This is a genomic window from Ochrobactrum sp. MYb379 (assembly GCF_037479515.1).
Taxonomy (GTDB): domain Bacteria; phylum Pseudomonadota; class Alphaproteobacteria; order Rhizobiales; family Rhizobiaceae; genus Brucella.
The window spans coordinates 81441-107399 of record NZ_JBBGYW010000008.1 but is presented as its reverse complement, the minus strand read 5'-3'; the positions used below and the strand labels follow the sequence as shown (position 1 = coordinate 107399).

Here is a 25959-nt window from a genome sequence, read left to right as displayed (position 1 = left end):
GTGCCAATGTTTACTAATCTAGCGGTGCGCTCCGTACAAGTTTGCCTAAACAACATATTGTAATTGCTGTTCTATTGCCGTCAGCTCAGGCTCGCCACGCACCAAATCACGGCCCATGGTTGCCAGCTCGTCGGCACGTTCATTCCCTACAACCCCGGCATGACCTTTCACCCACGCAATAGTGACGCGATCTGCACCACTCAGCACAGCGTCAATCGCTTGCCACAGATCAGCATTGGCGAGTTCTTTCTTGCCACGCTTCCAACCTTGTTTCTTCCATCCGTGTCGCCAGTCATTGCAGCCGTTCACAACGTACTGGCTATATGCTAGCCCAACGCAACGTATGCGCTCTTGACTGATGGCATAAGCAATTGCCAATTCAACATGACTTCTGACGATGCCTTCACTTGGCGAACCACTGTCAATATCAACAACGTTCAGAACCGCATCGACCGACGCCCGAATATCATCTTGATAATCTGAAATGCTCATGCTGCACCTGCTTTCTTGTCGCTACGCGATATGAGGATTTCATCCTCAAACTCCTGATCGGAGGATGATCCCCCAAACCCCATCGATCCGCTGCGCGGCTCGGCTTTTGCGTTGAGAATAATCATGCTGCGCCGCCTCCATTGGATGAACGGTAGTAATTTCGAATATTCATTTCTTGGCTTACAGCATCAGCCAATGCGCTAATCTCGGCATCGATCATCTTGGCACTGAGGCCAGATGCGGTCATTTCCTTCCAAAGCCGATTTACAAGGCGGGTCCAATGCGCCTTGCCCTGCGAATAGCTTTTGACCGTCAGGGCTTCTGCTGCTTCGTTGACAAGTAAGCGTCTACGCGAGAGCGGGAATGCATGAATGGTTGCTGGCTTGCGATGAGTGAAAAGATCAAGCTGCATGATTACTCCCCTTCGCCCTCTTCATAGGTATCTAAGGTACCGGGACCACACAGGTCTCGATGTTCGGGACCACAGGTGTCCATATGAATGTCAGAGAAAACCCCCCATTCGTCGGGACCACAGGTGTCCATATGAAATTCGTCCGAATTTAGCGTGATTGACGATTTCAAAGTTTCTGGGAGAGATGGAAGAATAGTGCGGGTTCGCACAATCTTGCCGTCATATTGCCGCTTCTTCCAGCCGTATCGGACAATGAAGATACCCAGACACCGGTATAGTTCGATATCACGAGTGACCGTCTTCAAAGCGCAGCGACCACAACTTAAAGCCCACTGTTCATTGGTCGCTGGAATGATCCCGGTTTTCCAATAAATCAGCTTTGTTGCTGCGGACAGAAGGCGAAAGCGCGATCTGCCCTTATCGTTTACAATCTGAGCAGCAACATCATGCCATGCATCGAAAAGCTTACCCTGTTCAACGCGATGGGTGGGCCATCGGAGAGGCAAGCCCTTTTGCTTTTCTGCCTCCCACCGCTTTCCAGACAGATCACGGTTCAATTCGCCTGATGGTTTTGGGAAAAATCTCAAATCGTTATCTTGGTTGATCTGCTTACGAACCGCGCTCATCGGCCACTTCCCCGATCTTCCGGTTCTCTAAGCTCAGGGCAAATGGTTACAGCGAGCCAGCCGCCGACGATCATGACAAGGTGAGCTGCGTTAATGCGTAGGCGGAAAGTGCTCATTTTGCTAAACCTCTCCTAAAACCTTCGATCACATCCTTAAGATCGACATCGCCCCATTCTGTGAAAGACTTGCACGAGAGCATGAACTCCGCCTTCATGTTCATTTCATAAATCGATAAAGGGCGATACTTCACAATCTCGGAGCGGGAAGCCTCAATTGTCGCTGAAACCTGATCGGCAACGTCATGCCAGTCATCGTCAGGTACGCCGTTGTAAACAGCCATTGTTGCTTTGTGCATGTTGATGAGATGATGAAGGCCGATCATGCTTCACCGCCTACGTCAGCATTAAGACCAGCTGCCAACTTGTTAAATTCGCTGAGGCTTTCCGCGTAAAAGGCCTGCTCCCGCAAAAGCATCCAAGCACGTGTCTCGTGGTCCTCAATGGTGACAGGGGAGAAACTTCGAGCTGTATCTGTTATCAGCACGTTGATACTGTCGATGAACTCCATAATACTGTGAAGTGTTTCGCCAGCTTCGTTCAAGCGACCTGTACGCTCATCACTGAACCGTGGCTGGCTGACCAGCCCCGCAACAACGCTTTCCAATGTCCGACAAGCGTCATAGCAAGCTGACATTTCTCTGAGGTTGTGGCCTGTGAAGTGGTTCGTTCCAAAATACAGATTAGTGCTTTGCATTCGAATATCCGACATCATTGTCAGATCGTTCCAATGCTTTTCTTTACTTTGAATATTCGGCATACCTTCGGCGGTAGCCGGAATGCTTTGTTCCGTCATTGGATCACTCCATAATTTGGGAAAGGGTGGAGCGCGGATCATCGCGCTCACTGTTCAGTCGGCTGCTGGTCGACTTAAATTACCTTCCGCTCCATTCTGAATTTTCGGTCTACGAAGGGGTGAGAAAAGAACTGCGCGCTAACCCGTTCACATTCGGCTGCAAAGCGGTCAAAGAGCGCCGTAATATCCTTCTGCCAATAAACGACATAGGTAGAGCCTTCGGCCTCCTCACGAGAGTTCTTAACCGTCCCGGCAGGCTTCGGAGTATATGGCGACTGACGCATAACGGCATCGATGGTCTCTGCCGACAGGCCGAGCATTTTACTGATCCGCTTACGGATATGCGTAATAGCCTCTGCATTGGCTGGGCGACTGCTCATTACCGTCTGAGCTTTTTCGACCTTTTCGATCTGCGCACCGATGGTCTTGAGGGCTTCCGCATGCTCCGCCTGCTGGCGCTCAATCGTCACCATCATTTGCGCATTGTGAAGAAACATTTCGGCTGGCGTCATCTGGTGCGCCGTGGGACCTTGCTCCTCAATTGAAATGAAATACTTGCGGACCCGGCGACCACGCTCAGAGCGATCAACCATACCAAGCTCTTTACCCATTCCGAGTGTAAGGAAATATTCGTCCTTAGCGCCCCGGTTCACTCGCCCAGCGATCCAAGTCATCAACGTGATAGAGTGGGAAGCGTCCGCTGTACTGCATGGCTGGGCCACCGCCAGTAGATGCAAGTTTGTTCAGAGTTGCCAAAGCTACGGGAAAACCAGCAGCGCAATTTGACCGATCAATGGCACAAACCCAGCGAATATCCACCAGCCCGATCGGTCAGTATCGTGTAAGCGCCTGACAGTGACTGCAATGGCTGGCAGCAAATGCGCCAAATAAACAATCGCTGTGAAAAGCCCTGCAGGTTCATCGCGCGAAGTGTCTCCCACGGTTTGGTCGATGACCATTGCAACAACCAGCATATTGAAAAACGCTAGGCTGAAAAACCAGTATTGTGAACGGCTGGCGCGCCCTGCAAACACGGCATAGTTGCGCATCGCATCGATATAATAGTGCATGAAATCCCCCTGATGACATTCAAATGTGAGAAACGGCACGCCCTTTATTTTGCTAGCCGCAAAGGGGTGCCGTTGCTTCATGATAGCAAATAATAAATACGGGATAAACAGTCCGTCGATTAACAGGCCGTCAATATGATTGCTTCGTGATCATGGATGTTAAAAAAATCATCGGCTGGAATCTATTGCAGTTGCGGGCTGAGCGTGGCCTTTCGCAGGAACGATTGGCACTCGAGGCACAAGTTGATCGCTCATATGTAGGTCGGGTGGAACGCGGCATGAAAAACGTCACCGTTTCAACGCTTGAAGCGATGGCCATAGCGCTTAATGTGCCAGTGTCAGCCCTATTCATTGAGCCACAACCCGATGCAGAGAAACCCAAAGGGCTGAAAGCAGGCAGAAAGCCAAAGCAGGTCTAAAAGCCTCAGCTGTTGAAGCCGGCTTCGAAAAAAGATGGCCAGCCGGGGAAAGCATCAAAATCTATGTAAAGTAAATACCAGCAATAGTATTGTATTCTTTATAATGGCGCCACCATGATTGAGCGAAAATTGGTATTTTTAGTCTATTGAGGCGTAGATCCAGCCCAACCCCGCTATCTGGGTTTTTTAATATTTAATGTTTAATATCTAATTTTTATAAATTTTAGATATAATTCAATTAACGTTGTTTCAAGATATCTAAACTAGCGAAATATCCGAAAATATTATCACGACATTCTTTTATGATAAAATTTCGTGCGCAACGATGAAGTGTTATTTCTTCTCGAAAAACTGCAAGAAGCTGAAACTAATCACTGCTCTGGCTATCCGCGCCAGCTGTTAGAATTTACCAGGCTTTTACATAGCCTAGTGTGAACATATGGCAAAAGTCAGCTTTTGCCATATGTTAGTAAGTCAGAGTAATTTCGTGTCACTTATGCGCTTCATCCCAGTCATAAATTGACCAATAATATTTCCCAAAAGAAGCCAATCTTTTCAATTGATTTGAATAGCACATTATCTCTTTGATAATTTTAAATTGGCACATTAATTCAAAAAAATGTCACTGTCCTAGAATAGCATTCACTTCATCTTTCAGTATGCGAGCATATTCTGTTAACGAGTTTGGAGCCAGTTTTGCACCCAGTATCGTGAAGCCTATGGATGCTCCAGCAGTCACGCCGTCCGTGAAAATAGGCACAGCGATCCCCACAATTCCTTTTATAAGCTCCTCATCATCGACTGCATATCCGCGATCTCGCGTCTGCTCTATCAACTCACGAATTCTGTCGGCAGTTAAACCTTTATAGCCTGAATAGCGTTCAAGATTAGCGCGAATGATGAAGTCCTGTTCATCCTCATCAAGATAAGACAGCATAGCAATTGAACCCGGGCCAACACCCAGTGGCACTGAGCCACCAATCATTCCGGTTAAGGTAGGGACCACGCATTCTCCATCTCTGCGATCAAGGCAGACAGAATCATGATTAAACCGTGCCATAAGATGCACTGTATCCCCAGTACGACGGCGTAGCCGCGTCAGCGCAATCTCGCAGCGGCTTATAAGCCCTGGTCCGCGCGCTGCCCGCGCCCCGTAGATGGACATGCGCGCACCCAGCCGATAGCAGCGTTTTTTATCATCTCTTGCGAGCAATTTGTGGCCAACGAGCGTGTTGAGAATGCGATGGCAGGTGGCGTTGTTAAGTCCTGATAATTCTGTGAGCTTTTTCAAAGTGAGCCCGTCATTGCCACCGTCAGCAACGAGATCAAGCAATTGCACAGCACGATCTAAAAGTTGGGTGCCGCCAGTTGGAGCTGTCTTAGGATTCTTGATCATGAATTCTCACATTATGAAAAATACTATGCACATAACTTGTATAGTGAGAAATATCAGTGTTCAATGACGAAATAAAGGCTGCATGGGAAAATGATTAAAAAAGCAGCGGCCTCATATCGAGTGGATTCTGAATATTCAAAAAGGGAACTCAAATGATCAGAAAGATCGTTCTGTCGACGGTGGCCATGTGTGCGGTGCTGGCAGCTCAGAATGCAGTGGCCGATACGCTTGCCGCGATTAAGGAGCGCGATAAGCTCGTCGTCGGCGTCAAAAATGATTATGCGCCTTATGGTTATCTGAATGAAAAAGGTGAGATTGTCGGCTTCGAAATCGAGTTGGCAAAATATGTTGCCAAAGAGCTTTTGGGTTCTGAAGACAAGATTGAACTTGTACCGGTTGTAGCTGCAAATCGGATTGAGTTTTTGTCGGCCGGTCGTGTTGATCTTGTGTTCGCGACGCTTGGAATTTCACCAGAGCGTGACCGCGTTATCGACTTCACTACACAATATGTCTCTGCTGGCGGTCCTTCGGTCATGATGGCAAAGGAAGCTAAGATCGACAGCTGGGATCAGTTCAAAGGTCAGCCAGTCTGCGGCATTCAAGGTTCCTACTTCAATAAGAAGATGACTGAAGAATTCGGCATGAAGCTGGTTGCCTTTAAGAACCCGCCGGAAGCCTATCGCGCGCTTAAAGATAATCGCTGCATTGGCTTTGTTTTTGATGACATCACCCTACGTATGAAACTGCGTGAAGCAGACTGGGCGGGCTACAAGATCGCTGTTAAGCCATATGAATTCGCACCAATGGGCGGCGGCATCCGCGAAGGTGATGTGGCTTTCAAAGAAGTCGTAGACAAAGCCATTCACAAAGCTGAAGCCGAGGGTAAGCTCATCGAGTGGGAGATGGAGTTTAACATGCCTGCTTCCGATTATATTGCAGAGCGCGCCAAAGCTGCCGCAGCTGCAAACAACTAAGCTCAGCTCGGAGAGGCACTTTTGTTCGGTCTTGATTATTCATGGCTCGGTGATCCGACCTACCAACATTGGTTAGTGATTGGTGTCCTCAATACCATTCAGCTCGCAGCGATTTCGTCATTCGTTGCGGTGCTGATTGGTATGTTGGGTGCGCTTGGACTGACATTGCGTATTTTCTGGCTTGATGCGCTTATTGAGCTTTTTGTCGAAGTGTTCCGCAATACACCGCCTTTGTTGCAAATGCTGTTTGCGTATTTCACGCTGTCGACTTTAGGTTTGAAAGTTGTCGATCCGGCCACGGGCCTTTCGGTTCCGTTATTGAGTGCCTTCTCCTGCGCAGCCATTTCGCTCAGCCTGTTTGGTGGCGCTCTGGCTATCGAAGCATTCCGTTCGGGCATTGAAACGATGCCGCGCTCGATTATCGAGGCTTCTCGTTCTCTTGGTTATGGTCGGTGGTCTCGGTTCTGGCGCATTGAAGCGCCGATCGCAACGCGTATCTGCCTTCCGGCACTCACAAATATCCTGAGTAATCTTTTCAAGACGACCTCTCAGGCCTCGGTGATTGCTGTCCCTGAACTGATGTATTACGCCGGGCAGATCTACAACGATAACTTCCGTACGCTCGAAGTTATGGTGCTGGTACTTGCGATCTATGTGAGCCTCGTATCGGTTCTGACCTACGCTATGGCCAAACTTGAAACATGGATGGTGTTCCCCGGTTACGGCAAGGCAGGTTGATGATGAACAGTGTCATGACATATGAGAATAAGAAGAGAGCTGTTCTTCTTTTCATCGCTCTTGCTGTTGCAACATGGGTCGCTGTCGATGCGCTCTCAGGCGGCGCTGATCAGTGGCGCCGGGTTGCCGCACGCTTACCCCTGCTTCTGACTGGTTCCGGTTCAGGCTGGCCGATTACTGGCGGTTTTGCCTTAAATATTCTGCTGTCGATTGCGGCTATGGCACTTGCTACAGCTCTAGGGACCGCTATGGGTCTCGCAACGATGGTGAAGAATGCCTCGGTGCGTGTTCCAGCGTTGCTTGTGATGAACTTTCTTCGCAATTCGCCTTGGCTCGTGCTGCTGTTTGCGATGCTTTACATCATTCCGTTTGAAGTGCGTATTTTCGGCCTTGTCATTCCTTTTCCAACCTTTGTTAAGGCTACAATTGGTCTGGCTTTGCCAACGGCTGCAAACTTCTCGGAAGTTATTCGCGGTGCTGTGCAGTCCATTCATTCTGGTCAATGGGAAGCGGCACGGTCGCTTGGATATACTCCGATGCAAATCTACCGTTACGTTATTCTTCCACAAGCGTTCCGGCGGATGATACCGGGCTGGATGAACCTCTACGCCTTGCTGATGATCGCAACCTCGCTTGCTACCGTAACCGGTATTCAGGACGTCATTACCATTCTGAACACGTCTATTGCCATGGAGAGCGAGCTCGCACTCGTCTACTTCTACCTTACCGTGCTCTTCCTGTTCTTTGCCTACTGCTATCCGATTGCACTGTTTGCCCGCCGTCTGGAACGCGCAGTTAAGGGAGAAAATCTATGAACCAGTCTGCCCCCCTTATCGAAATTAAAAACATCCGCAAAGCCTTCGGTAGTTTTGAAGTCCTCAAAGGCATCGATCTGTCGGTTAAAAAAGGCGAGGCGGTCTGCATTATCGGTCCTTCCGGTTCAGGCAAATCAACGATCCTGCGCTGCATCAACGGCCTGATCCCGATTGATAGTGGAACCATCCGCGTTGGACCCCATCAGGTCCATGAGTTGAAAACCGAAAAAGCCATGCGTCCGCTTCGTCATGAGGTCGCAATGGTGTTCCAGCAATACAACCTGTTTCCGCATAAGACAGCGCTGGAAAACATCATGATGGCACCAATTCAGGTGCTGGGCCATGATCGTGCCGAGGTTGAAAAGCGTGCCCGTAAATTGCTAGACAAAGTGCGCCTTTCCCACAAGGCAGACAGCTATCCCGGTCAGCTTTCAGGTGGTCAGCAGCAGCGTGTAGCAATCGCGCGTGCACTTGCGATGCAGCCGGAAGTTATTTTGTTCGACGAAGTGACAGCGGCACTTGATCCGGAAACAGTGAAGGATGTTCTGCTGACCATTCGCGAACTGGTGGAAGATGGACTGACCTGCATTCTTGTCACGCATGAAATGAAATTCGCACGCGAAGTCTCGCATCGCGTCTGTTTCACCGATCACGGAATGATTGTTGAAAGTGGGCCGCCTGCACAGATCTTCGATAACCCGCAGGACGCTCGCACGCGCGAATTCCTGGGGCAGGTTCTCTAACTCTCGCATCGCATCTGACATCGCTAAATTTCAGAAGGACGAGCCTTCGGGCTTGACGTTCAATGTCCCGTTACGACTATATTTATGCTGAGAACTTCAAGGAAGCACCCTATTGGTGGGAGGCTGCACAGCCGGAAACTAACCTTGATCCACTGCCTGCACGCGTTGATGTTGTCGTGGTCGGGTCCGGATATGCCGGACTGAATGCGGCGACACATCTGGCCCGCGCCGGGCGGTCAGTTGTCGTTCTCGATAGTGAGCAACTGGGTGCAGGCTGTTCCACGCGTTCTGGCGGCATGGTTTCAAGCGCTCAAAAGCTTGTGGTCGGTGGTGCGATTAATGGTATCGACCCGGCGCTTGTTTCGCGACTGATCGGCGAAAGCAATGAAAGCTTTGATTATCTCAAGACATTGATTGAGAACGAAAATCTCGATGCCGCGCTGACATTGAAGGGGCGTTTCTTCGGTGCCTATACTGCGCGTGATTACGAGACACTCAAACGGCATGGCACGCTTCTCAATGAGAAGACCAGTGTTAGGGTTCACCAGATTTCGCGCGAAGAGCAGCGTTCAGTGATAGGTTCAGACTACTATCATGGCGGCATGGTGGTGGACGATTACGGCGGCTTGCATCCTGCCATGTTTCACAAAGCCTTGCGGGAGCGTGCGAAGGCTGCCGGAGTGATTTTGCGTTCGCATGCGCGCGCTGGACGCGTAGAAGAAGTCGCAAATGGTGAAAAGATCGTTCCGACTGCACGCGGCTCGATCCGGGCGACTAATGTCATTCAGGCAACCAATGGCTATACCGGAAAAGACGCGTCTCCTGAGCTTGCCCGACGGCTTGTTCCGGTGAAGAGCTACCAGATCGCAACTGAGCCCCTACCGGCTGATCTGCTCGCTGAGCTTATTCCGAATGGCCGTATGGTTTCCGATACCAGACGTGACCTCATTTACAGCCGTGTTTCGCCTGATGGTACAAGGATGCTTTTTGGGTCTCGTCCCGGCGTTTTTGAAATGTCGGAGAAGCAGGCTGCAAAGCGCATTTATGCGCGGATGGTCGCAGTCTGGCCGCAACTTTCAGGCGTTAAAATCACCCATTCATGGGTGGGAAGCGTTGCCATGACTGCCGACAAGATTGCGCACATTGGCGAGCGCGATGGTTCGCATTTCGCGGTTGGATGTAATGGCAATGGCGTCGCACTGATGACCTATCTTGGCTATCAGGTCGCGCGGAAAATCCTTGGCCAGCAGAATATGCCATCGGCGTTTGACCGTGAGAAATTCATGGCCATTCCGCTTTATTCTGAAAAGCCCTGGTTCCTTCCGGTCTTCACGGGCTGGTATCGCCTGCGTGATTTTATCGACCGTCCGGGTCGGTAAAGCCAGTCAGCCAGACATTGCATAAATACCATTTTAGTGAGTTCTATAAATGAAGCCGCTTTCTATTCCGGTCGCGCCATTTCTGGGTGATGAAACGCTGCCGAAAGCTGTCGATGTTGTCATTATCGGTGGTGGTATTGTTGGGATTACCACAGCACTTGAACTGGCAGAGCGCGGTATCTCGGTTGCAGTATGCGAAAAAGGCGTGATTGCCGGTGAGCAATCAGCCCGCAACTGGGGCTGGACACGCCAGATGGGGCGCGATGAGCGCGAACTGCCACTCTGTATGCATTCTGTTAATCTGTGGTCGCAGATGAATGCGCGTATTAGTCGTGAAACGGGATGGCGACGCACTGGTATCAGCTATCTCTCCTATACCCAGCGTGAACTGAAAGACTGGCTGAACTGGGCCGAGATCGGCAAGCGTCATGGCGTTGATGCTCGCATGCTCACTCCCGCCGAAATAGCTGAGAAAATTCCGGGCAATAATGGCAATCTACTGGGTGTTTTGCACACTGGCACAGATGGACGTGCCGAACCGTGGATCGCAGTACCAGCGATGGCGGAAGCTGCGCGCGAAAAGGGTGCGCATATTTTCACCCATTGTGCGGTACGCGGCGTTGAAACGGCAGCAGGTCGCGTCAGTTCTGTTGTGACAGAGCGCGGTGAAATCCGTTGTCAGGCGGTGGTTCTGGCTGGCGGTATCTGGTCACGCCTGTTTGCGGGAAATATGGGTATTGATTTCCCGCAGCTTAAAGTCATTGGTCCGGTTGCACGTGTGGATGGCGTTGAAGGTGTTACAGATATGCCAGTGGGAGCAGGAGATTTTGCTTATCGAAAGCGCCTTGATGGCAGCTTCACAATTGCAGTCCGTAATCTGAACCTTGCTCCCATTACGCCGGATCATCTGCGGCTTTTCAAGGAATTTGCGCCAACTTATCTGACGACATGGCGCGAACTCAGCCTGCGGTTCAATTCAACCTTCTTTCAAGAACTTGCGACAAAGCGCAATTGGCAGCTGGACGAGCAGACGATCTTCGAGCAATGCCGCGTTATGGATCCGCCGGCAAATTCGGGCTTCACCCGCAACGCTTTACGTAACATGACATTGCGTTTTCCTGGCTTTGCGAAAGCGCGGGTGCTCAATGAATGGTCTGGTGTAATCGATGCAACGCCGGATGCAATTCCGGTTATCAGTCCCGTTCATCACATTCCGGGCTTCCATATTGCATCGGGCTTCTCGGGACATGGTTTCGGTATCGGGCCGGGTGCAGGGCAGCTGATGGCTGATCTGATTACCGGCAACCCTACAAGCGTAGACGCCAAGGTGTTTGACATCAGTCGGCTGCGTCCGCGTTACGCAAAGAAAAGCGTGACATAAACAGCGGGCAAGCTGAAAGCTTAAGAACTTTATTATCATCGCTCAAGGAGGAACAGGCATGAGCATACGCAAGCAATCACAGACGTTTTCAGATACTCCGCGCGACTATCAGAACTATATTGACGGTGCTTTTATACCTGCTGGCAGCGAGTTGATCGAAGTTACCAATCCTGCCACTGGTGCATTGCTTGGCAGGATACCGGAAACAAGCGCAGAAGATGTCGATGCGGCGGTTAAGGCTGCACGTGCTGCGCAAGGTGCTTGGGAAAAGCTGCCCGCTATTGAACGTGCTAACTACCTGCGTAAAATTTCTGCCAAGCTGCGCGAGCATCGGGTTGAGCTGGCTGATATTATCGTCAAGGAACAGGGTAAGGTCCGTGGCCTTGCACAAGTTGAGGTCGACTTTACCGCCGATTACATGGATTACATGGCAGAATGGGCGCGCCGGATTGAAGGCGAAGTGCTGACAAGCGACCGTCCGAATGAAACCATGCTGCTGCTGCGCAAGCCGGTTGGTGTGGTTGCGGGCATTCTTCCTTGGAACTTCCCGTTTTTTCTGATCGCACGTAAAATGGCACCTGCTTTGGTGACCGGCAATACGATTGTTATTAAGCCAAGCGAAGAAACGCCGCTTAACGCCTATGTTTTTGCCGAGCTTCTGGCCGAAACTGATCTGCCAAAGGGTGTGTTCAATCTGGTTGGTGGCCGTGGACGCGTCGCTGGCGAAGCACTTGCATCACATCCGGGCGTTGATCTCATCACCTTCACGGGCAGTGTAGCGACAGGCTCGCATATTATGCAGCTCGCTGGCAAAAACCTGACAAAAGTTAATCTTGAACTGGGTGGTAAGGCTCCGGCAATCGTGTTGAAGGATGCCGATCTCGATCTGGCCGCCAAAGCGATCTATGACTCGCGCGTTATCAATACGGGTCAGGTTTGTAACTGTGCCGAGCGTGTTTATGTTGAACGCCCGGTCCACGATGCATTTGTTGCAAAACTCAAGACCTTGTTTGAAGATACCCGTTACGGCGACCCATCGGTTGAAGATGATCTGCATATGGGGCCGCTTGTTAATCAGGCTGGCCTTGATAAGGTTGCCCAGGCTGTTGATACGGCGCGTGCGCAGGGCGCAACGGTTGTGCTTGGTGGCAAGGTTGCTGATCGCACATCCGGTTTCCACTACGAGCCGACGCTGATCACGGGTGCTAAAGCAGATATGGACATCATGCGCAAGGAGATCTTTGGTCCAGTGCTGCCGGTTCAGATCGTCGATAGTCTGGATGAGGCAATCGCATTGTCGAATGACTCCGATTATGGTCTGACCTCTTCGATTTACACGCGTGATCTTTCTGCTGCCATGCAGGCTTCGCGTGAGCTGAAGTTCGGCGAAACCTATATCAATCGCGAGAATTTTGAAGCTATGCAGGGCTTCCATGCTGGTCGACGCAAGTCAGGCATTGGCGGCGCTGACGGAAAGCACGGACTTTACGAATTTACCGTAACACATGTCGTTTACATCCAAAGCTGAAAAAGCCTGAAATTCTGAAAGAAAACGGCCCGGAAGTTCAAGCGCTCCGGGCTTTTTGCGAAAAGTGGCTAGTTTGATTCAAGGAAAAACCATGGAACAGAAACGGACGATCCTGATTTCCGGTGCTAATCGCGGCATCGGTGCTGCGACTGCACAAGCATTTCTCGCCGCGGGCTGGAATGTATCACTTGGCATGAGAGCCCCACATATGCCGGATTGGGCGGATGATGCGACCACACAGGTTCATGCCTATGACGCCAGCAAGCCTGAGACAGCAACGCTTTGGGCAGATGCCGCCGTCAAGCGTTTTGGTCGCATAGATGCTGTTGTAGCGAATGCAGGGATTATGGTTCGCGATTCGGTCATTGATGCAACGGATGATGAATTTGCAGCGTTGATGGATGTCAACGTCAATGGTCCGCGCTTGCTGGTTAAAGCATGCTGGGATGAATTGGTGAAGACTGGCAGCGGTCGGGTTGTGATTGTCGCGTCTCTTTCGGCAAAGCGCGTTAAATCTGCAATTTCCGGTGCTTATTCAGTGTCGAAGTTTGCGGCATTGGGGCTTTCACATGCCATCCGCCATGCTGGCTTTGACAAAGGTGTGCGCTCGACAGCTGTCTGCCCGGGTTTTGTCGCAACAGATATGGGCACACCGCTTGCATCAGCGTCCGATGAATTGACACGCCCTGAAGATGTTGCAAGCTCAATACTGCATATTGTCAGCCTGCCCAATAGCGCAAGTGTGTCAGAATTCTGGGTTAATAGTCTTTTGGATGATTCCTACTAATCACTTTCTCAAGTTGCATTCCTGTCGCTGACAGCTCAACGGTTTATCGTGTGCTTGCATGATTACGATGACCAATAATGTCCGTAGCAGAACACAGCTGGCCACTGCACAATATGATCCTGCTGTACTTTTTCGTCCGACATGGAAAGCTACACATAGGTTTGGTGTCAAAAAACTGAAACAACCAGAGATTTAAGAAATTCGGCTCTTTCTGGAAGAAAGTGCACTGGACGATCCGCACAATAGCCACTCTCTATTTCGACTTCTTGCACGCCGTTAGTCAGCTACCCACCCCAAGCAGGTCAATATGAACGCGCGTTTGACGCGACCACATATGGCAAAATTCACCTTTTGCCATATGTCCATATGACAACTCAGCGATTTTTGATCACCAGAGCATCTCAACTTAAATTTTATGGTTACCTGTTGTATTGAAACTGAAATATGCTGACCGCAGAAATCATTGAAATGTTGTTCAAAGGACGAGAACACTTTACCTCGATATAATACTGCATGTCCGCAGCAAGTACATCAAAAGTCGGCGCGCGGTCAATGCACAAATTGTTCTTCCAAACTAACCATTTAATTATCACGACATTCTTTAACGCTGTCCATCTTCGCCTTTTATATCCTCCTTCAACAACCCACCGAGTCTTGGATTGAGACGGCCGGAAGTTCCCATAACGAGCGCGAAGAGAATTTCATCAGGTCGTGGAGCATCCTGAATACCAACTTCGATTGAGTTAAAATGGCTGCGGACATAGCAGGCATGAATATAGTGGACTGGCACCATAATCCGATAGCCAGCCTGCGCGACAGCTTTATTGGCCGGCACTATCGCCTTTGGTTGTCCCAACACCTGACGCATGGCCCAACCACCGGCCTCATGCCAGACGGCACCGTGTTCCATTTCCCCGTTCAGCCCTACGATGGCTGCTTTCGAATAAACCTCGATACTCTCCTTACCGCCAAGCGTCTGCACGAGTTCTTCGGCCAGCTCATGGCCAAGGGACCGTAATTCGTGCATAAATGGAAGCAGATCTTCAACATAGCGCCCCGCATAGGGGTTTGAGACAACAACCGCGGCAGCAGCCATCTTCAATGGAACTGCAGGCTCTGGGCCAAGCTCATGAAATGTCGTTTCAACTATAAGACTTTTCTTTCGAATTCTGATCAATGACATTTGTATTCTTCCTCCTTCGTCTGCATTGTCTTGATATGCGTGTTGTATTTCACAAAGAAGCGCGCCCTAGTGTGCGGTAAATTTTCAGGCTATCCACGTCCGGGCCTACCCTCCTGATCGTCTCTTCCCACAACTCAGACACGTGCGCGCTCATCGGCAGGTCTAGGCCGATACCTGCACAACTTTCGATAAAGTTGCGAACGTCCTTCGCTATTAGAGCAGTGGTAAAACTCACGCTGTCATCATCGCGCGCAACAGTTTCAATCTTGTTCAGTGAGACATAACTGCCGCCACTTGAGCTGTTGACGACCTCGTCAAATTTTTCGAATGAAATACCGGCTTCGCGTGCAAAGCGGAGAGCTTCGGCGAAGCTTATGATATTCGCTGCAAGCAAGTAATTGTTTGCAGTTTTCATGACGTGACCATCGCCCACTTTTTCCAGAGGCACGACTCTGGCCGCGAAAGCTTCAATGATTTTCATTAGTGGATTGAGAGCATCCAAGCCACCAACCATAACAGTGAGTTCGCCCTTCCATGCGCGGGCTAAACCGCCGGAAACCGGCGCGTCATGAAACCCTATTCCACGCTTTCTCAAAAGGTCAGCAAGACGCAATGTCTCGGCAGCAATAGAGGAGCTAGAATCTATAATCGTTGACCCGGCACGGAGTATCTCGGTCAAACCATGCAGGTTGTCCCTGCCTTCTACAACAGCGGACACAACTTTGCTGTCTGGCAGACATAAGATCACAACATCGGAATCTGCCAGGTCCTGCAGGCTTGATGAAAAATTGAACATTGTCGGGTCAATATTTAATTCATCTGGAATTTTGGGCAGATGCGGATCAACAACGGTGATTGGCTGACCAAGCTTACGCACTATATTGAATGCGATTGGTAGCCCCATTTTTCCTGCACCGACAAAGCCGATATTCATTTTACGTTTCCTGAATTTGTTGCATTTCGGGAATTAAAGGGACCTTTTTCGTGCCAACCTCTCACGCGATTTTAGCGCTGTTGATCCCACCATCGACTTTGAAATCAGCGCCCGTAACATAGGAAGCGAGGTCTGATGCGAGAAACGCTGCCATGTTTGCTATGTCCTGCGGCTCTCCCAGTCGCGCCATCGGCACCTGCGCTGCGCGTTTAGCCAGAATTTCATCGAAACTCTTATCGCCATAGGATTGAGCAAGATTGACCCGGATGCGTGGCGTGTCGATAAATCCGGGTGAAATTGAATTCGCCCGGATACCGAAACTAGCATTTTCCTGAGCTGTCATCTGAACGTAATGGTTCATTCCGGCTTTCGACGTCGCGTAGAATGCGTGGCTGTAGCCAAGATGACGATGCGCCCAGGCGGAACTCGTTGCCAGAATGACGCCAGTCTTACGCGCACGCATTCCGGGCAATACCGCTCGCGAAGCCTGATGCAGGCCAATCAGATTAACATTCAAAACAGTTTGGAACTGTGCTTCGTCGAGCGAGAGTGTGTCGCTCGCGAAGCCTATACCCACATTGTAATAGAGAATGTCGATGGAGTTAGGGTCAATGCCTGACAGCGCCATTTGCGCAGCATTATGGTCAGCTACATCGAAGACTGCGGTACGGGCCTCCCCTCCTTCAGCTTGCACCAAATTAGCAGTGGCAGTGGCCGCTTGTTCGTCGCGGTCGGCAATGATAACTTTTGCACCGCAACGGGCGAAGGAGCAGGCAACAGCCCGGCCGATACCGTTACCCTCGCCAAAGGTGCCGCCGCCAATAATCAGTGCTCGTTTTCCGGAGAGATCAATCTTCATGTGCGAGTTCTGCCCTTGCGATCTTCAAAGAGTTTTCGAGCGTTTTAGTGATCAGTCTGGCCTCATTACGAAGATATTCTCCAATTTCACCACGACGCGTTTCGTCAAGGCGCGTACTCAAAGCAGCGACTGATAGTGCCCCCATCGGACGTTTGGACTCCGGATAGTAAATGGCAACGCCAATCGCAGACATACCTGTCAGCAAATCACCCTGACTAGTTGCGATGCCGGTTTCACGCGTAAGACCAACGCGACGTCGCAACTCCCCCTCATCAATCGAAGTATAGCGGGCAATCACAGGCATGTAGTTTTTGAGATAGTAATCAATGTAGAAATCATCGTGCGCGGCCAGTAAGGCCAAACCGACTGCACCTATTCCAAGAGGCCAGATGTCACCTTCTTCAAGCGATAAAGTCCGCACAGGAAAACTGCCAGTTATTCTGCGCAGACAGTTCATGTGATCGTTCTCAGCGAGCACCGCGAATGCTGTATCGCTTGTCGTTTCAGCCAGCCGCAAGAGGGCGGGTTCTGCAAGGCGAACAAAGTTCTGTGATAGCGACCGGACGCCGATATCCATTAACCGGGCGCCCAGAAAATAAGCTTCGCTATGGCTATCATAGGCAATAAAACCAACTAGCTGCAGAGCCTTCAGCAGCCTGAAGGCGGATGGTTTTGGTAGTTTCGCTAACCTGGCAAGCTCAGCTAAACTAACGGGCTTGGGATGGTTTGCGGAAAGGCACTCAAGAAGCAGCGCATAGCGCGCTGCTCCTTTGTTAACGGCGGAAAACTCCGAGGCCTGTTTGATTGCCATGTCTTTTTTCCGGGATGAACTATTGAGGAACGGGATAAATTAGCTTTTCGGTAGCTACTTCGGCGGGTGCAACCGGAACCAGTCCCTTGCCAGGCTGGTTCTGCAGAACAATCGGCTCCATTCCGATCTGCTTTCCCGTTTCATCAATCGCAAATTTCCCACTGATTGTTGTGATCTTACCTCCCATTTCAAGCGCCTTTTGCTTCAAAACGGCCGGTTCTGTCGATTGTGCTTCACTGACAAGGCGCTCCAGCGCAACAGCAGCACCATAGGCAAGAACGGTCTGGAAATCTTCCGAATAGGAGGCCTTTGGAAACAGCTCTTTGTAGCGGGTCACAAACTCTTCGTTTTTGAGTCCGTCAGTAATGTTCCACTTGGCGTTTGGGCTATATTGTGTGTGGCTTGTGACAAACTCGGCCAGCTTGCCCAACTCCATGAACTGCGGGGTGGAACCATACATAAAGTACACATTATCGAAATGAATATCGAGTTCCTGCATTTGCCGCGCCATGAGGACACTATCAACCTCATAGCTGTGCGGGTAAAAAGCCTCGGCACCTAGCGCTTTTGCCTTTTGTAGCAAAACGGAGAAGTCTTTCGTGCCTTTCTGATAGGTCTCATCCATGACCACCTCAAAGCCCATTTCCTTCGCATCTTTGACAGCCGCTGCAGCCAGACCTGCCGGAAAGGATTCATCCACATGAATGATGGCAATCTTTTTAACACCGGCATCCTTTAAAAGACGGAGATTAGTGGATGGAATAAGCGATGAAGGTACAACTGCTGACACGATATTTTTGTAACCCTGCTGGTAAATTTCATCAGCAGATGCGGACCATGACATCAAAAATTTATTGTTACGTTCTGCAACAGTAGCCGCGACGCCTGTCAGGGTTGAGCCAAAAGGTGCCATCAGCACATCGACGTTATTGCCGGAGATCAGCGTTTCATAAACGCGCGGAACCATTGTTTTATCAGAGCGATCATCCAGAACAACAAGCTCTACAGGACGCTTCTCGCCACCAAGTTCAATACCTCCGCGACGATTGACATCGTCAACCCACATGCGAACACCACGTTCACCAGATTGCGAAGCAAGCATGAAGTTGCCGCTGTTTGAAACAGTTATACCAACTTTAAACGGCTCTGCGGCGTTTGCTTGCGAAGCGATAGCTGCAAAGCCAATTGCAGAGACGGTCATCATAAAAAAGTTTCTTCTGTTCATTTTCAATCCCCTTTTATCATTGACAATTCAAACTCTGATTAAGACAGCTTCACCCTGCCCAAATCCTCCACAAATGGCACACAAAGCGAACCCACCACCGTTAAGACGCAGTATACTGGCAGCCTGCTGAACAATGCGGATGCCCGATGCAGCAAGCGGATGGCCGATAGCAACCGCTCCGCCATAGATGTTTGTTTTTGCGCGCAGTGCATCCAGATCGGTCTGAAGTTCCTTCGCCATAAGCGCAGTGCTGACCAAAGGCGTGGCAGCAAAAGCCTCATTGATTTCGACAACTGAAATGTCGTCGATGTTTAAGCGGTTGCGCTCCAGAAGACGCATAATTGCCACCTGTGGAACCGAGGTTCCCTCCTGAATATCACCAGCGACTTGAACGCGATCCACAACTTCCGCTATGGCTGTTACACCAGCGGCTTTCATGGCATCGCTCGTCATCAGCACAAGTCCTGCCGCGCCGTCTGACAGGCCGGGGGCATTCCCTGCTGTAATGGTTTCAGCACCATTCACTGTGGGCAGGCTTGCCAGTTTCTGACGGTCGGAGTTGGCGCGGGGGCCTTCATCAGCAGCGTCTGACAAGCCAGATTCAAGAGGTAAAAAGATAAGATTGTCGTAGAGCCCAAGGTCTTTACCCACGAAGTATTTCTGATGGCTGGCGAACGCCCAGTCATCCTGCATTTCACGGGTAATACCGTAATGGAGCGCTTCTTCCGACGTGTATTGTGCGATCGTTTTGGGCGAGACCCGACCACCAAGCAGAAGCGGGTCTGTCAGGGACATACTGGCAATTTTACGCTCATTCCCGCGCGAAATCAGCAATGGTGTATTGGACAGGCTCTCAACACCGGCAATATAAGCCTTATCACCACCGCCTGTTTTAAGATGCGCGAATGACGTTGAGATCGTAGTCATTCCGGTACAGCACGCTCTATCTACAGCAATAGAAACAGTGCCATTCGGCAAATCAGAGCCAATCAGCATCTGCCTAAGAGCAGTCAGGTGGACACCGCCCATTAATCCTGCCCCTCCGATTACAATGTCCGGCAAACGCGCCTGGGGATCTCTTTTCATCAGCTCATTCAACAGGGCTGCACCAAGGTCCACAACATCAATGTCAGTAAGCTTACCCCGAAATCGTCCAAATGGAGTCCGCGTCATTGCGGTAATGAAAACACCACTCATTGGCCTTGCTCCTCAAGCCAGAGTTTCAGAGCTTTTTTGTCGATCTTTCCCGTTGCTGCCTTCGGCAGCTGTGGCAGAAAATGGAAGACTTTGGGGGTTTTGATGCCAAGAATCGGTTTCAAAGACTGACGCAAACTGTCGACTGATAACTCTGCCCCCTGATGCGCTGACAGAAGGCAGACAACCTTCTCTCCCCATTCTTCATCGGGAACACCCATGACAGCCACTTCGTCTACCTCAGGCAAAGCGGCAACAGCTGCTTCCACCTCCATCGGATAGATATTGAAGCCGCCCGAAATAATCATATCTTTGGCACGCCCAACGAGCCGGAAGAGACCAGGCGCTACTTCGACACCTAAGTCCCCGGTGAGAATTTCGGCCCCACGATAAACGGCAGCGGTCTGCTGCGGATTGTTCCAGTATTCCAGCATGGTGTGCGGACCACTTACACAGATTTCGCCAACCTCGCCGATTGCGCAAGCGCTGCCATCTGCGGCCCGGATTACAACACTGGAAAAAATATAACTCCGCCCGATAAGCCCCGCTTCATCGTCATGCTCCTGCTCTCGTGCAAGATCATAAAATGCGCATGTCATCATTGCTTCGGTTTGACCGAAGTTCAAAACGACACGTCTGCCAAAGGTGCTTATTGCCCGTTCAAGTAAAGCTGGACTGGTTGGAGCGCCCCCCACACCAATCCATTTCAAGGACTTACAAAGCGGATGATGATTGCCAGTTCCCCTGATTATGCGCGACAAGGTCGTCGGAACGCAGGTAATAATCGTGACTTCATCCTGCTCCGCAAACGCGAGCATCGTGTCGACATCGCCTGCATCAAAAATGGCAGCCCGTGCCCCGCGCAGCAGACCAGCATAGAGATAACTCCATCCGGCATGGGTAAGCGGACCAATGAAAGCGAGTGTATCTGCTGCCGATATATCGCGATCAATCAGCATATTCGCAAAAACATAATGCCAGTTTGCATGGGTGAGTAGCACGCCCTTGGGCTTGCCCGTCGAACCCGATGTATATGTTATGGAGCAACGTGCGGCAGGCGCAAGCGTCTCAGAGTTTGTGTAGGCCGCGCCGCTGCCGGAAGCGAGTGTTGCCGCTTCGATTGCTTTGATTGCATGCGTCTTTGCAAGCAGCTTTTGAGTTTCCGCCTCATGAACCACCAGCTTCGGCGAACAGTCCTCAAGCAGAGCCGCAATTTCGGCAGGCGTCGCTTTGGTATTGAGTGGAACTCGGATTGCGCCAATTAATTCAGATGCGAGCGAGAGCGTAACGAAGTCGAGTGTGTTGCCACATAATAATGCGATGCGGTCTCCAACTGAGAGATGTTTGGCCAGCTCTTCCGCTTGCCGGGATATGCGCTCAGCGAGGCCGTTGTAATCCAGTGTGACGCCAGAGATCACAATCGCGGGGCGCTCACCAAATTTACGACAAGCTGCGAGAAGATCGTTAACCGGAACCATCACGCCACCTCTTCCAAGCCGTAGAGAGTTGTTTCTATCTCAGCCGAAAGTGCGAATACGAGGTCATCATCCCCATGTTTGCCGATCACCTGAATCGAATGGCGCAACCCCTCCTCTGTTACCTGCGCAGGAACAGCCATTGCACAAAGATCAAGATAGTTGATGATGCGCGTGAGATCACCAAGTGGCATAGCGCGTTCAATAATCTCATCCAGGCGCGGAGGCAAAACGGGCAGCGTCGGAAACAAAATGGCGTCGATGCCCTCCATTTTGCGCTGCATTTTCGCAATATAGTCAGCCCGAACGAGCCACTCCGCAGTTGCGTCAGCTTTCGAAAATCGTTTCGCGTCAGTCAGACGATAATTCACGCCACGATCAAGCCCTTCAGGTGTCTTCTCGAGTATTCCCCCAAAATGTTCGACGGCCTCCTGGCCGATCAGCACTGCTGTTCGGCTCAGCACTTCATCTACTTTCATCGGGAAGCTGAAAGGAACAAGATCAAACCCCTTCGCTCGCAACTGAGCGCAACTCTGATCGAAGGCTTTCATGACACGCGTACTATAACTGCCATAAGCTTTCAGATCGGCGACACCAATACGAAGTTGGCGTCGACATTCTGGTATTGGACGTTGGGTTTGAGACGACATAGCCGCAAAAAGTGTCCAGCACTCCCCGACACTTCTTGCCATCGGGCCCACAACATCAAAACGCGCGCACAGTGGAACCAGTTGATCAGAAGGGATCAGGCCACTGCTTGGTTTGAAACCAGCAAGCCCGTTTGCACCTGCCGGAATTCGTACCGATCCACCGGTATCAGTACCGAGAGCCAAAGGAACGAGACCAGCCGCAACTGCAACGCCTGAACCCGATGAAGAACCTCCCGGAACCCTGTGATGCACATGATCCAAGGGGTTTCGCGGTGTTCCAGTAGCTGTGTTCGTTCCCCAGCCCCCAAAAGCAAATTCGACCATATGAGTATGACCAATAATGATTGCCCCGGCTTCTTTCAGCCGCGCCACAATGGTCGCATCACTTTCAGCAATGTTTGCAGGGCGCATAAGCGACCCGGACGTCGCACCGTGGCCGCAAATATCGATATTTTCTTTCACCGCAACCGGTATTCCATGCAACGGTCCACGCCAAAGGCCGTTCGCAATCTCCGCATCAAGATGAGACGCCTGTATGCGTGCTTCGCCGGCAAAGACAGAACGGAAAGCATGATAATAAGCGTTTTTATCGGCGATCTTTTCGAGAAAAATCTCAACCGTCTCAACAACACTGCGTGTGCCACTGCGGATCGCTTCCGATAGTTCAGGAACCGTATACATCTTAACGTCATGCATTGGAATTCAGTCCACCTTATGCGCGATCCAACCCGCGATCAGATCCATCATTTCAGTATTTCCGCTCATCTCTGCAGTCTCGCAATCGATCTTGTTTCGACCGAGTTCGAGCACATAGAGGTGGTCAGAGACGTTCACGCACTGCCGCACATTCTGATCGACAAGAATGACTGTCTTGCCGCTGTCTTTCATCTGTGTGAGGAACTGATAGATTTGCTTTGAATATTTGGGGGCTATCATCGCGCTCGGTTCATCGAACAGGATGACTTCAGGGTCCGTGATCAAAGATCGCGCGATTTCAAGAAAGCGTTGCTGGCCACCTGAAAGGGTGCCCGCAAGAGCACCATCCTTCTCGCGCAGCATTGGGAAAATATCATAGACCCGTTCAATAGCATCACGAATGCGTGCTTGTTCGCTCCGGATACTCCAGCCGCCAAGCACTAGATTGTCACGGACACTAAGACCGCCGAAAATCGAGTGGTTTTGAGGTACGAAAGCAATGCCGCGGCGGATCAGTTCGGTCTGATCGATACGGGAAATAACATCGCCTTTGTAAAGCAAGTCGCCACTGCCGACATTCAGCATACGATACATCGTTTTCAAAGCAGTCGACTTACCCGCACCGTTGGGGCCAATAATACCGGTTATCTTTCCAGTCTCTGCTTTGATTGTAAGATCCTTGAGGATCGTAATATCGCCTGAATAGGAAACTGTAACATTGCGCAGTTCAAGTATGACATCGGTCATCTTATTCTCCCAGATAGGCTTCGACGACAGCGGTCGAGTTCTGGATATCGCGAGCTGTGCCTTCAGCGATAATTTCACCCTGATTAAGCGCTATAATATTGTCGCTTAGTTCATAAATGGAGGTGAGGTCATGACTGATCAGCAGGACAGTTTTTCCGGCTGCGCGGAATGCTGCAATCAGATCTAAAAACAACCGGATAAGATCAGGATGCACGCCAGCAAATGGCTCATCGAGCAGGATTAAATCTGCCTTATGATATTGGATACGCAGCAGTTCTATCAACTTTTTCTGACCGCCCGACAATTCATTGGCCAGATTATCGCGCAATCGATAGAGGTGAACCTGCTCCAGAAGATGATCAACTTCATCATGGCGCGTCGGCCCTGTTTCGCCGATAGCGATATTTTCACTCAGCGTCAGGGAGTTAAAGAGTCGCGGTATCTGGAACGTGCGCCCCATCCCCATCGCAGCAACTTTATCTGTTGGCTTATTGTGCAGTTCATGACCGTTCCAGATGATCTCACCAGACGAGACTGTATAGAGACCGCACAGACAATTTAAAAGTGTCGACTTTCCAGCGCCATTGACCCCAATGATACCAGTAATGGTCGCTGGTGCGGCCGAGAAACTGACATCATTAATCGCCACCAGACCACCGAATGCTTTGCGAATATTTTTGACGTTCAAACCGGCGTTCATTGATTGCGTCCTCCCAGAATACCATTCGGCAGAACATAGACAACAACGATGAGAGCTACGTAGCTGATGATCTGCGCGAGCGTCTGGCTGCCATAGAGAATTGTTAACTGCTCAACCAGACCAAACAGAATTCCACCAAAGATCGCTCCTATCGGATTGACCAATCCGCCAATCACAATCACGACGAAAGCAATCAGCGTTATTTCCATCCCACCTGCGGGATTGAATGCGGGAAAGACCAGTGCAGTCATGATGCCCGTCAGACCGGCAAGAACGATGGACACGACAAATGCCGCAGCAGTTACGCGTTTGTAGGGAAGACCAATAACACCCATAGCAGGCCGGTTCATGATGGCCGCACGAAGTGCTTTACCATAGATGGTTCTGAAGAGAACCCACCAGATGCAAAGGATAGTAACGACACCAAAGCCCATAGCAATCAGCCGCGCTTTAGGGATAATCAGTCCTGCGAATTTTACATAAGCTGGCGAGAACCCCAGATCGATGGATCTTGTGTCTGCTTCAAAGAAGATCAGCAGGAGCGACCCAATGATAAGAGAGACACCATACATTGCTAGGAATGACGGCAATTCATGATCATCGTTCTTCATCAGTCGTGGCACAATCAGATAATAAATCACCAGTCCGACGATGCCAAAAAACAGAATTGCAGCAGGCACAGCCAGCAACAATGGCAGTCCAAGTACAGTGACTACAACATAAGATAGATAGCTACCCGAAATAACGAATTCACCATGAGCAAAATTCACAATCCGCATGGTCCCGTAGATGATAGCGAGGCTACAGCCGATGATCCCATAAATGGTGCCGACAATGATGCCATTGATAATGGTTTGGAACAGAAGTTCAGTCATAGAATGTTCCTCACAGCATCCACTTGCGCAGCGGCTGCCAACGCTTCGTAATGGTTCCAACAATGCCTTTTGGGAAAAAGACCATGAGGGCGACGATAACGACACCAAGGGCCAGATTATTCAGGCTCGGGAAGCGCTCCCATATCCAGTTATCAACGCTGTACATGGCAAGTGCGCCAACTACAGGCCCTATCGCTGTACCAAACCCACCAAATGCCGCAAAGATAATAGCCTTGGTACTGTAGAGAAGATTGAAAGCTGTTTCCGGGTCAATGACACTTGAATAGCAGGCTTCAACTCCGCCAATCAGCGAGCCAAGTCCCGCCGAGAGCATCCATGCATGAAGGCGCAATCGGGCGACGTTGAGCCCCGCAACCTGCGCGGCTTCCATATCGTCGCGAATAGCGGCCAGATGGCGACCAAAACGTGACAAGCGAATCCAGAAAGAAATTCCTACCGCCAGTAAGGCCAGACAAAGCATCGCATAATAAGCAAACTTCGGATCGAGGCTTGCGCCTATCGTCAGACCATGTGCGCCGCCAGCCACATCCGATGGGAGCATGGAAATGACATTTCGGCAGATAATCGCAATCGCGAGGGTTACCATGGAAAAGTAAATCCCACGCAGGGTTAAAATTCGCGAAAACGCCAGACTTGCAACGACGCCGACTAAGCCAGCGCCCAAAACAGCCAGAAGAATGGGAAAACCAAGCTTCGTTGCAAAAATGGCTGTCGCATAAGAACCCAGACCAAAGAAAGCGACGTAACCAAAAGCAACATAGCCAGTAAATCCAGCCATTATGTTTACGCCTGATGCGAGAGCAATCCACATCATAAGATAAAAATAGAACGAATACGAGCCAGTCATAAATGGAATTACTGACAGATAGCCAGCCATAAGCAGAAAAGCCAATCCATAGGCAAGCAAAACCAGCCGTCGGTGACGCTCTGTCACCGCTCGTATTTTTGATTTATCGAGCATAACTTACTCTCTTCCC

General features: G+C 50.5%; 30 protein-coding genes. 9 read left to right on the top strand and 21 right to left on the bottom strand.

Going from position 1 to position 25959, the window contains the following annotated elements:
* Positions 1–45 precede the first annotated feature (45 nt).
* The 8 genes from WH356_RS16055 to WH356_RS16020 all read right to left on the bottom strand — a co-directional run bounded on the left by WH356_RS16055 (position 46) and on the right by WH356_RS16020 (position 3452).
* Positions 46–492, bottom strand: coding sequence for an RNase H family protein (locus WH356_RS16055; RefSeq protein WP_339512554.1), 447 nt, complete (start codon positions 490–492; stop codon positions 46–48).
* Entirely contained in the window at positions 489–617 is a 129-nt protein-coding gene (locus tag WH356_RS16050; RefSeq protein ID WP_339512552.1) for a hypothetical protein, read from the bottom strand. The genes WH356_RS16055 and WH356_RS16050 overlap by 4 nt, the downstream gene beginning before the upstream one ends.
* Positions 614–904: a DUF6074 family protein gene (locus tag WH356_RS16045; protein ID WP_339512550.1), complete on the bottom strand. Its 291-nt coding sequence runs from the start codon at positions 902–904 to the stop codon at positions 614–616. The genes WH356_RS16050 and WH356_RS16045 overlap by 4 nt, the downstream gene beginning before the upstream one ends.
* A 2-nt stretch (positions 905–906) precedes the next feature.
* Entirely contained in the window at positions 907–1530 is a 624-nt protein-coding gene (locus tag WH356_RS16040) for a hypothetical protein (protein WP_339512548.1), read from the bottom strand.
* Positions 1531–1642: 112 nt separating this feature from the next.
* Positions 1643–1912, bottom strand: a complete 270-nt coding sequence (locus WH356_RS16035; protein ID WP_339512546.1) for a hypothetical protein — start codon at positions 1910–1912, stop codon at positions 1643–1645.
* On the bottom strand, positions 1909–2382 hold the full coding sequence (locus tag WH356_RS16030; protein ID WP_339512544.1) for a hypothetical protein: 474 nt from the start codon (positions 2380–2382) through the stop codon (positions 1909–1911). Before WH356_RS16030 ends, WH356_RS16035 begins: the two co-directional genes overlap by 4 nt.
* 74 nt (positions 2383–2456) lie before the next feature.
* Positions 2457–3035 carry a hypothetical protein gene (locus WH356_RS16025; RefSeq protein WP_339512542.1) on the bottom strand — a complete coding sequence of 193 codons (579 nt, stop codon included), beginning with the start codon at positions 3033–3035 and terminating at the stop codon, positions 2457–2459.
* 105 nt (positions 3036–3140) lie between these two features.
* Positions 3141–3452, bottom strand: coding sequence for a DUF805 domain-containing protein (locus tag WH356_RS16020; RefSeq protein WP_339512540.1), 312 nt, complete (start codon positions 3450–3452; stop codon positions 3141–3143).
* A 152-nt stretch (positions 3453–3604) separates the two neighbouring features.
* Between WH356_RS16020 and WH356_RS16015 the strand changes: the two genes are divergently transcribed.
* Entirely contained in the window at positions 3605–3871 is a 267-nt protein-coding gene (locus tag WH356_RS16015; RefSeq protein WP_339512538.1) for a helix-turn-helix domain-containing protein, read from the top strand.
* 622 nt (positions 3872–4493) lie between these two features.
* Here WH356_RS16015 and WH356_RS16010 read toward each other — a convergent pair.
* Positions 4494–5267, bottom strand: coding sequence for an IclR family transcriptional regulator (locus WH356_RS16010; protein ID WP_339512536.1), 774 nt, complete (start codon positions 5265–5267; stop codon positions 4494–4496).
* Positions 5268–5419: 152 nt separating this feature from the next.
* On the opposite strand from WH356_RS16010, the gene WH356_RS16005 reads away from it, so the two are divergent.
* From WH356_RS16005 to WH356_RS15970, 8 genes are all read left to right on the top strand, one after another.
* The gene (locus WH356_RS16005) at positions 5420–6241 is read left to right on the top strand and encodes a transporter substrate-binding domain-containing protein (protein ID WP_339512534.1); all 822 of its coding nucleotides are present in this window, start codon (positions 5420–5422) and stop codon (positions 6239–6241) included.
* A gap of 21 nt (positions 6242–6262) precedes the next feature.
* Complete coding sequence (locus WH356_RS16000) at positions 6263–6979, top strand: amino acid ABC transporter permease (protein WP_339512532.1); 717 nt, start codon at positions 6263–6265, stop codon at positions 6977–6979.
* Positions 6980–6993: 14 nt separating this feature from the next.
* Entirely contained in the window at positions 6994–7794 is an 801-nt protein-coding gene (locus WH356_RS15995; RefSeq protein WP_339512530.1) for an amino acid ABC transporter permease, read from the top strand.
* Positions 7791–8537 (top strand): amino acid ABC transporter ATP-binding protein, encoded by a 747-nt coding sequence (locus WH356_RS15990; RefSeq protein WP_339512528.1) that lies wholly within the window; start codon positions 7791–7793, stop codon positions 8535–8537. Before WH356_RS15995 ends, WH356_RS15990 begins: the two co-directional genes overlap by 4 nt.
* A gap of 62 nt (positions 8538–8599) precedes the next feature.
* Positions 8600–9916 (top strand): NAD(P)/FAD-dependent oxidoreductase, encoded by a 1317-nt coding sequence (locus tag WH356_RS15985; protein ID WP_339512526.1) that lies wholly within the window; start codon positions 8600–8602, stop codon positions 9914–9916.
* Between the two features lie 49 nt (positions 9917–9965).
* Complete coding sequence (locus WH356_RS15980) at positions 9966–11297, top strand: NAD(P)/FAD-dependent oxidoreductase (RefSeq protein ID WP_339512524.1); 1332 nt, start codon at positions 9966–9968, stop codon at positions 11295–11297.
* Between the two features lie 58 nt (positions 11298–11355).
* Entirely contained in the window at positions 11356–12825 is a 1470-nt protein-coding gene (gene aldA / locus WH356_RS15975; protein ID WP_339512522.1) for an aldehyde dehydrogenase, read from the top strand.
* 91 nt (positions 12826–12916) lie between these two features.
* Complete coding sequence (locus WH356_RS15970; RefSeq protein WP_339512520.1) at positions 12917–13612, top strand: SDR family NAD(P)-dependent oxidoreductase; 696 nt, start codon at positions 12917–12919, stop codon at positions 13610–13612.
* A 601-nt stretch (positions 13613–14213) separates the two neighbouring features.
* Here WH356_RS15970 and WH356_RS15965 read toward each other — a convergent pair.
* The 12 genes from WH356_RS15965 to WH356_RS15910 all read right to left on the bottom strand — a co-directional run bounded on the left by WH356_RS15965 (position 14214) and on the right by WH356_RS15910 (position 25943).
* Positions 14214–14795, bottom strand: a complete 582-nt coding sequence (locus tag WH356_RS15965) for an amino acid synthesis family protein (RefSeq protein WP_339512518.1) — start codon at positions 14793–14795, stop codon at positions 14214–14216.
* A gap of 49 nt (positions 14796–14844) precedes the next feature.
* Complete coding sequence (locus tag WH356_RS15960; protein WP_339512516.1) at positions 14845–15729, bottom strand: NAD(P)-dependent oxidoreductase; 885 nt, start codon at positions 15727–15729, stop codon at positions 14845–14847.
* A 61-nt stretch (positions 15730–15790) separates the two neighbouring features.
* Positions 15791–16588 carry an SDR family NAD(P)-dependent oxidoreductase gene (locus WH356_RS15955; protein ID WP_339512514.1) on the bottom strand — a complete coding sequence of 266 codons (798 nt, stop codon included), beginning with the start codon at positions 16586–16588 and terminating at the stop codon, positions 15791–15793.
* The gene (locus WH356_RS15950) at positions 16578–17399 is read right to left on the bottom strand and encodes an IclR family transcriptional regulator (RefSeq protein ID WP_339512511.1); all 822 of its coding nucleotides are present in this window, start codon (positions 17397–17399) and stop codon (positions 16578–16580) included. The genes WH356_RS15955 and WH356_RS15950 overlap by 11 nt, the downstream gene beginning before the upstream one ends.
* A 19-nt stretch (positions 17400–17418) precedes the next feature.
* Entirely contained in the window at positions 17419–18624 is a 1206-nt protein-coding gene (locus WH356_RS15945) for an amino acid ABC transporter substrate-binding protein (protein WP_339512509.1), read from the bottom strand.
* Between the two features lie 27 nt (positions 18625–18651).
* Positions 18652–19821, bottom strand: a complete 1170-nt coding sequence (locus tag WH356_RS15940) for a thiolase family protein (RefSeq protein ID WP_339512507.1) — start codon at positions 19819–19821, stop codon at positions 18652–18654.
* Positions 19818–21296 (bottom strand): class I adenylate-forming enzyme family protein, encoded by a 1479-nt coding sequence (locus WH356_RS15935; protein WP_339512631.1) that lies wholly within the window; start codon positions 21294–21296, stop codon positions 19818–19820. Before WH356_RS15935 ends, WH356_RS15940 begins: the two co-directional genes overlap by 4 nt.
* Positions 21296–22639 (bottom strand): amidase, encoded by a 1344-nt coding sequence (locus tag WH356_RS15930; protein ID WP_339512505.1) that lies wholly within the window; start codon positions 22637–22639, stop codon positions 21296–21298. Before WH356_RS15930 ends, WH356_RS15935 begins: the two co-directional genes overlap by 1 nt.
* A 6-nt stretch (positions 22640–22645) precedes the next feature.
* Positions 22646–23386 carry an ABC transporter ATP-binding protein gene (locus WH356_RS15925; RefSeq protein WP_339512503.1) on the bottom strand — a complete coding sequence of 247 codons (741 nt, stop codon included), beginning with the start codon at positions 23384–23386 and terminating at the stop codon, positions 22646–22648.
* 1 nt (position 23387) lies between these two features.
* Positions 23388–24086, bottom strand: a complete 699-nt coding sequence (locus WH356_RS15920; protein ID WP_339512501.1) for an ABC transporter ATP-binding protein — start codon at positions 24084–24086, stop codon at positions 23388–23390.
* On the bottom strand, positions 24083–24961 hold the full coding sequence (locus tag WH356_RS15915; RefSeq protein WP_339512499.1) for a branched-chain amino acid ABC transporter permease: 879 nt from the start codon (positions 24959–24961) through the stop codon (positions 24083–24085). Before WH356_RS15915 ends, WH356_RS15920 begins: the two co-directional genes overlap by 4 nt.
* 10 nt (positions 24962–24971) lie before the next feature.
* The gene (locus WH356_RS15910) at positions 24972–25943 is read right to left on the bottom strand and encodes a branched-chain amino acid ABC transporter permease (protein WP_339512497.1); all 972 of its coding nucleotides are present in this window, start codon (positions 25941–25943) and stop codon (positions 24972–24974) included.
* Positions 25944–25959 lie beyond the last annotated feature (16 nt).

Bases quoted from the DNA above. Each gene is read 5' to 3' on its own strand.
- WH356_RS16055 (WP_339512554.1), bottom strand. From the start codon at position 492: ATGAGCATTTCAGATTATCAAGATGATATTCGGGCGTCGGTCGATGCG.
- WH356_RS16050 (WP_339512552.1), bottom strand. From the start codon at position 617: ATGATTATTCTCAACGCAAAAGCCGAGCCGCGCAGCGGATCGATGGGG.
- WH356_RS16045 (WP_339512550.1), bottom strand. From the start codon at position 904: ATGCAGCTTGATCTTTTCACTCATCGCAAGCCAGCAACCATTCATGCA.
- WH356_RS16040 (WP_339512548.1), bottom strand. From the start codon at position 1,530: ATGAGCGCGGTTCGTAAGCAGATCAACCAAGATAACGATTTGAGATTT.
- WH356_RS16035 (WP_339512546.1), bottom strand. From the start codon at position 1,912: ATGATCGGCCTTCATCATCTCATCAACATGCACAAAGCAACAATGGCT.
- WH356_RS16030 (WP_339512544.1), bottom strand. From the start codon at position 2,382: ATGACGGAACAAAGCATTCCGGCTACCGCCGAAGGTATGCCGAATATT.
- WH356_RS16020 (WP_339512540.1), bottom strand. From the start codon at position 3,452: ATGCACTATTATATCGATGCGATGCGCAACTATGCCGTGTTTGCAGGG.
- WH356_RS16015 (WP_339512538.1), top strand. From the start codon at position 3,605: ATGGATGTTAAAAAAATCATCGGCTGGAATCTATTGCAGTTGCGGGCT.
- WH356_RS16010 (WP_339512536.1), bottom strand. From the start codon at position 5,267: ATGATCAAGAATCCTAAGACAGCTCCAACTGGCGGCACCCAACTTTTA.
- WH356_RS16005 (WP_339512534.1), top strand. From the start codon at position 5,420: ATGATCAGAAAGATCGTTCTGTCGACGGTGGCCATGTGTGCGGTGCTG.
- WH356_RS15995 (WP_339512530.1), top strand. From the start codon at position 6,994: ATGACATATGAGAATAAGAAGAGAGCTGTTCTTCTTTTCATCGCTCTT.
- WH356_RS15990 (WP_339512528.1), top strand. From the start codon at position 7,791: ATGAACCAGTCTGCCCCCCTTATCGAAATTAAAAACATCCGCAAAGCC.
- WH356_RS15985 (WP_339512526.1), top strand. From the start codon at position 8,600: ATGTCCCGTTACGACTATATTTATGCTGAGAACTTCAAGGAAGCACCC.
- WH356_RS15980 (WP_339512524.1), top strand. From the start codon at position 9,966: ATGAAGCCGCTTTCTATTCCGGTCGCGCCATTTCTGGGTGATGAAACG.
- aldA (WP_339512522.1), top strand. From the start codon at position 11,356: ATGAGCATACGCAAGCAATCACAGACGTTTTCAGATACTCCGCGCGAC.
- WH356_RS15970 (WP_339512520.1), top strand. From the start codon at position 12,917: ATGGAACAGAAACGGACGATCCTGATTTCCGGTGCTAATCGCGGCATC.
- WH356_RS15965 (WP_339512518.1), bottom strand. From the start codon at position 14,795: ATGTCATTGATCAGAATTCGAAAGAAAAGTCTTATAGTTGAAACGACA.
- WH356_RS15960 (WP_339512516.1), bottom strand. From the start codon at position 15,729: ATGAATATCGGCTTTGTCGGTGCAGGAAAAATGGGGCTACCAATCGCA.
- WH356_RS15955 (WP_339512514.1), bottom strand. From the start codon at position 16,588: ATGAAGATTGATCTCTCCGGAAAACGAGCACTGATTATTGGCGGCGGC.
- WH356_RS15950 (WP_339512511.1), bottom strand. From the start codon at position 17,399: ATGGCAATCAAACAGGCCTCGGAGTTTTCCGCCGTTAACAAAGGAGCA.
- WH356_RS15945 (WP_339512509.1), bottom strand. From the start codon at position 18,624: ATGAACAGAAGAAACTTTTTTATGATGACCGTCTCTGCAATTGGCTTT.
- WH356_RS15940 (WP_339512507.1), bottom strand. From the start codon at position 19,821: ATGAGTGGTGTTTTCATTACCGCAATGACGCGGACTCCATTTGGACGA.
- WH356_RS15935 (WP_339512631.1), bottom strand. From the start codon at position 21,296: ATGGTTCCGGTTAACGATCTTCTCGCAGCTTGTCGTAAATTTGGTGAG.
- WH356_RS15930 (WP_339512505.1), bottom strand. From the start codon at position 22,639: ATGCATGACGTTAAGATGTATACGGTTCCTGAACTATCGGAAGCGATC.
- WH356_RS15925 (WP_339512503.1), bottom strand. From the start codon at position 23,386: ATGACCGATGTCATACTTGAACTGCGCAATGTTACAGTTTCCTATTCA.
- WH356_RS15920 (WP_339512501.1), bottom strand. From the start codon at position 24,086: ATGAACGCCGGTTTGAACGTCAAAAATATTCGCAAAGCATTCGGTGGT.
- WH356_RS15915 (WP_339512499.1), bottom strand. From the start codon at position 24,961: ATGACTGAACTTCTGTTCCAAACCATTATCAATGGCATCATTGTCGGC.
- WH356_RS15910 (WP_339512497.1), bottom strand. From the start codon at position 25,943: ATGCTCGATAAATCAAAAATACGAGCGGTGACAGAGCGTCACCGACGG.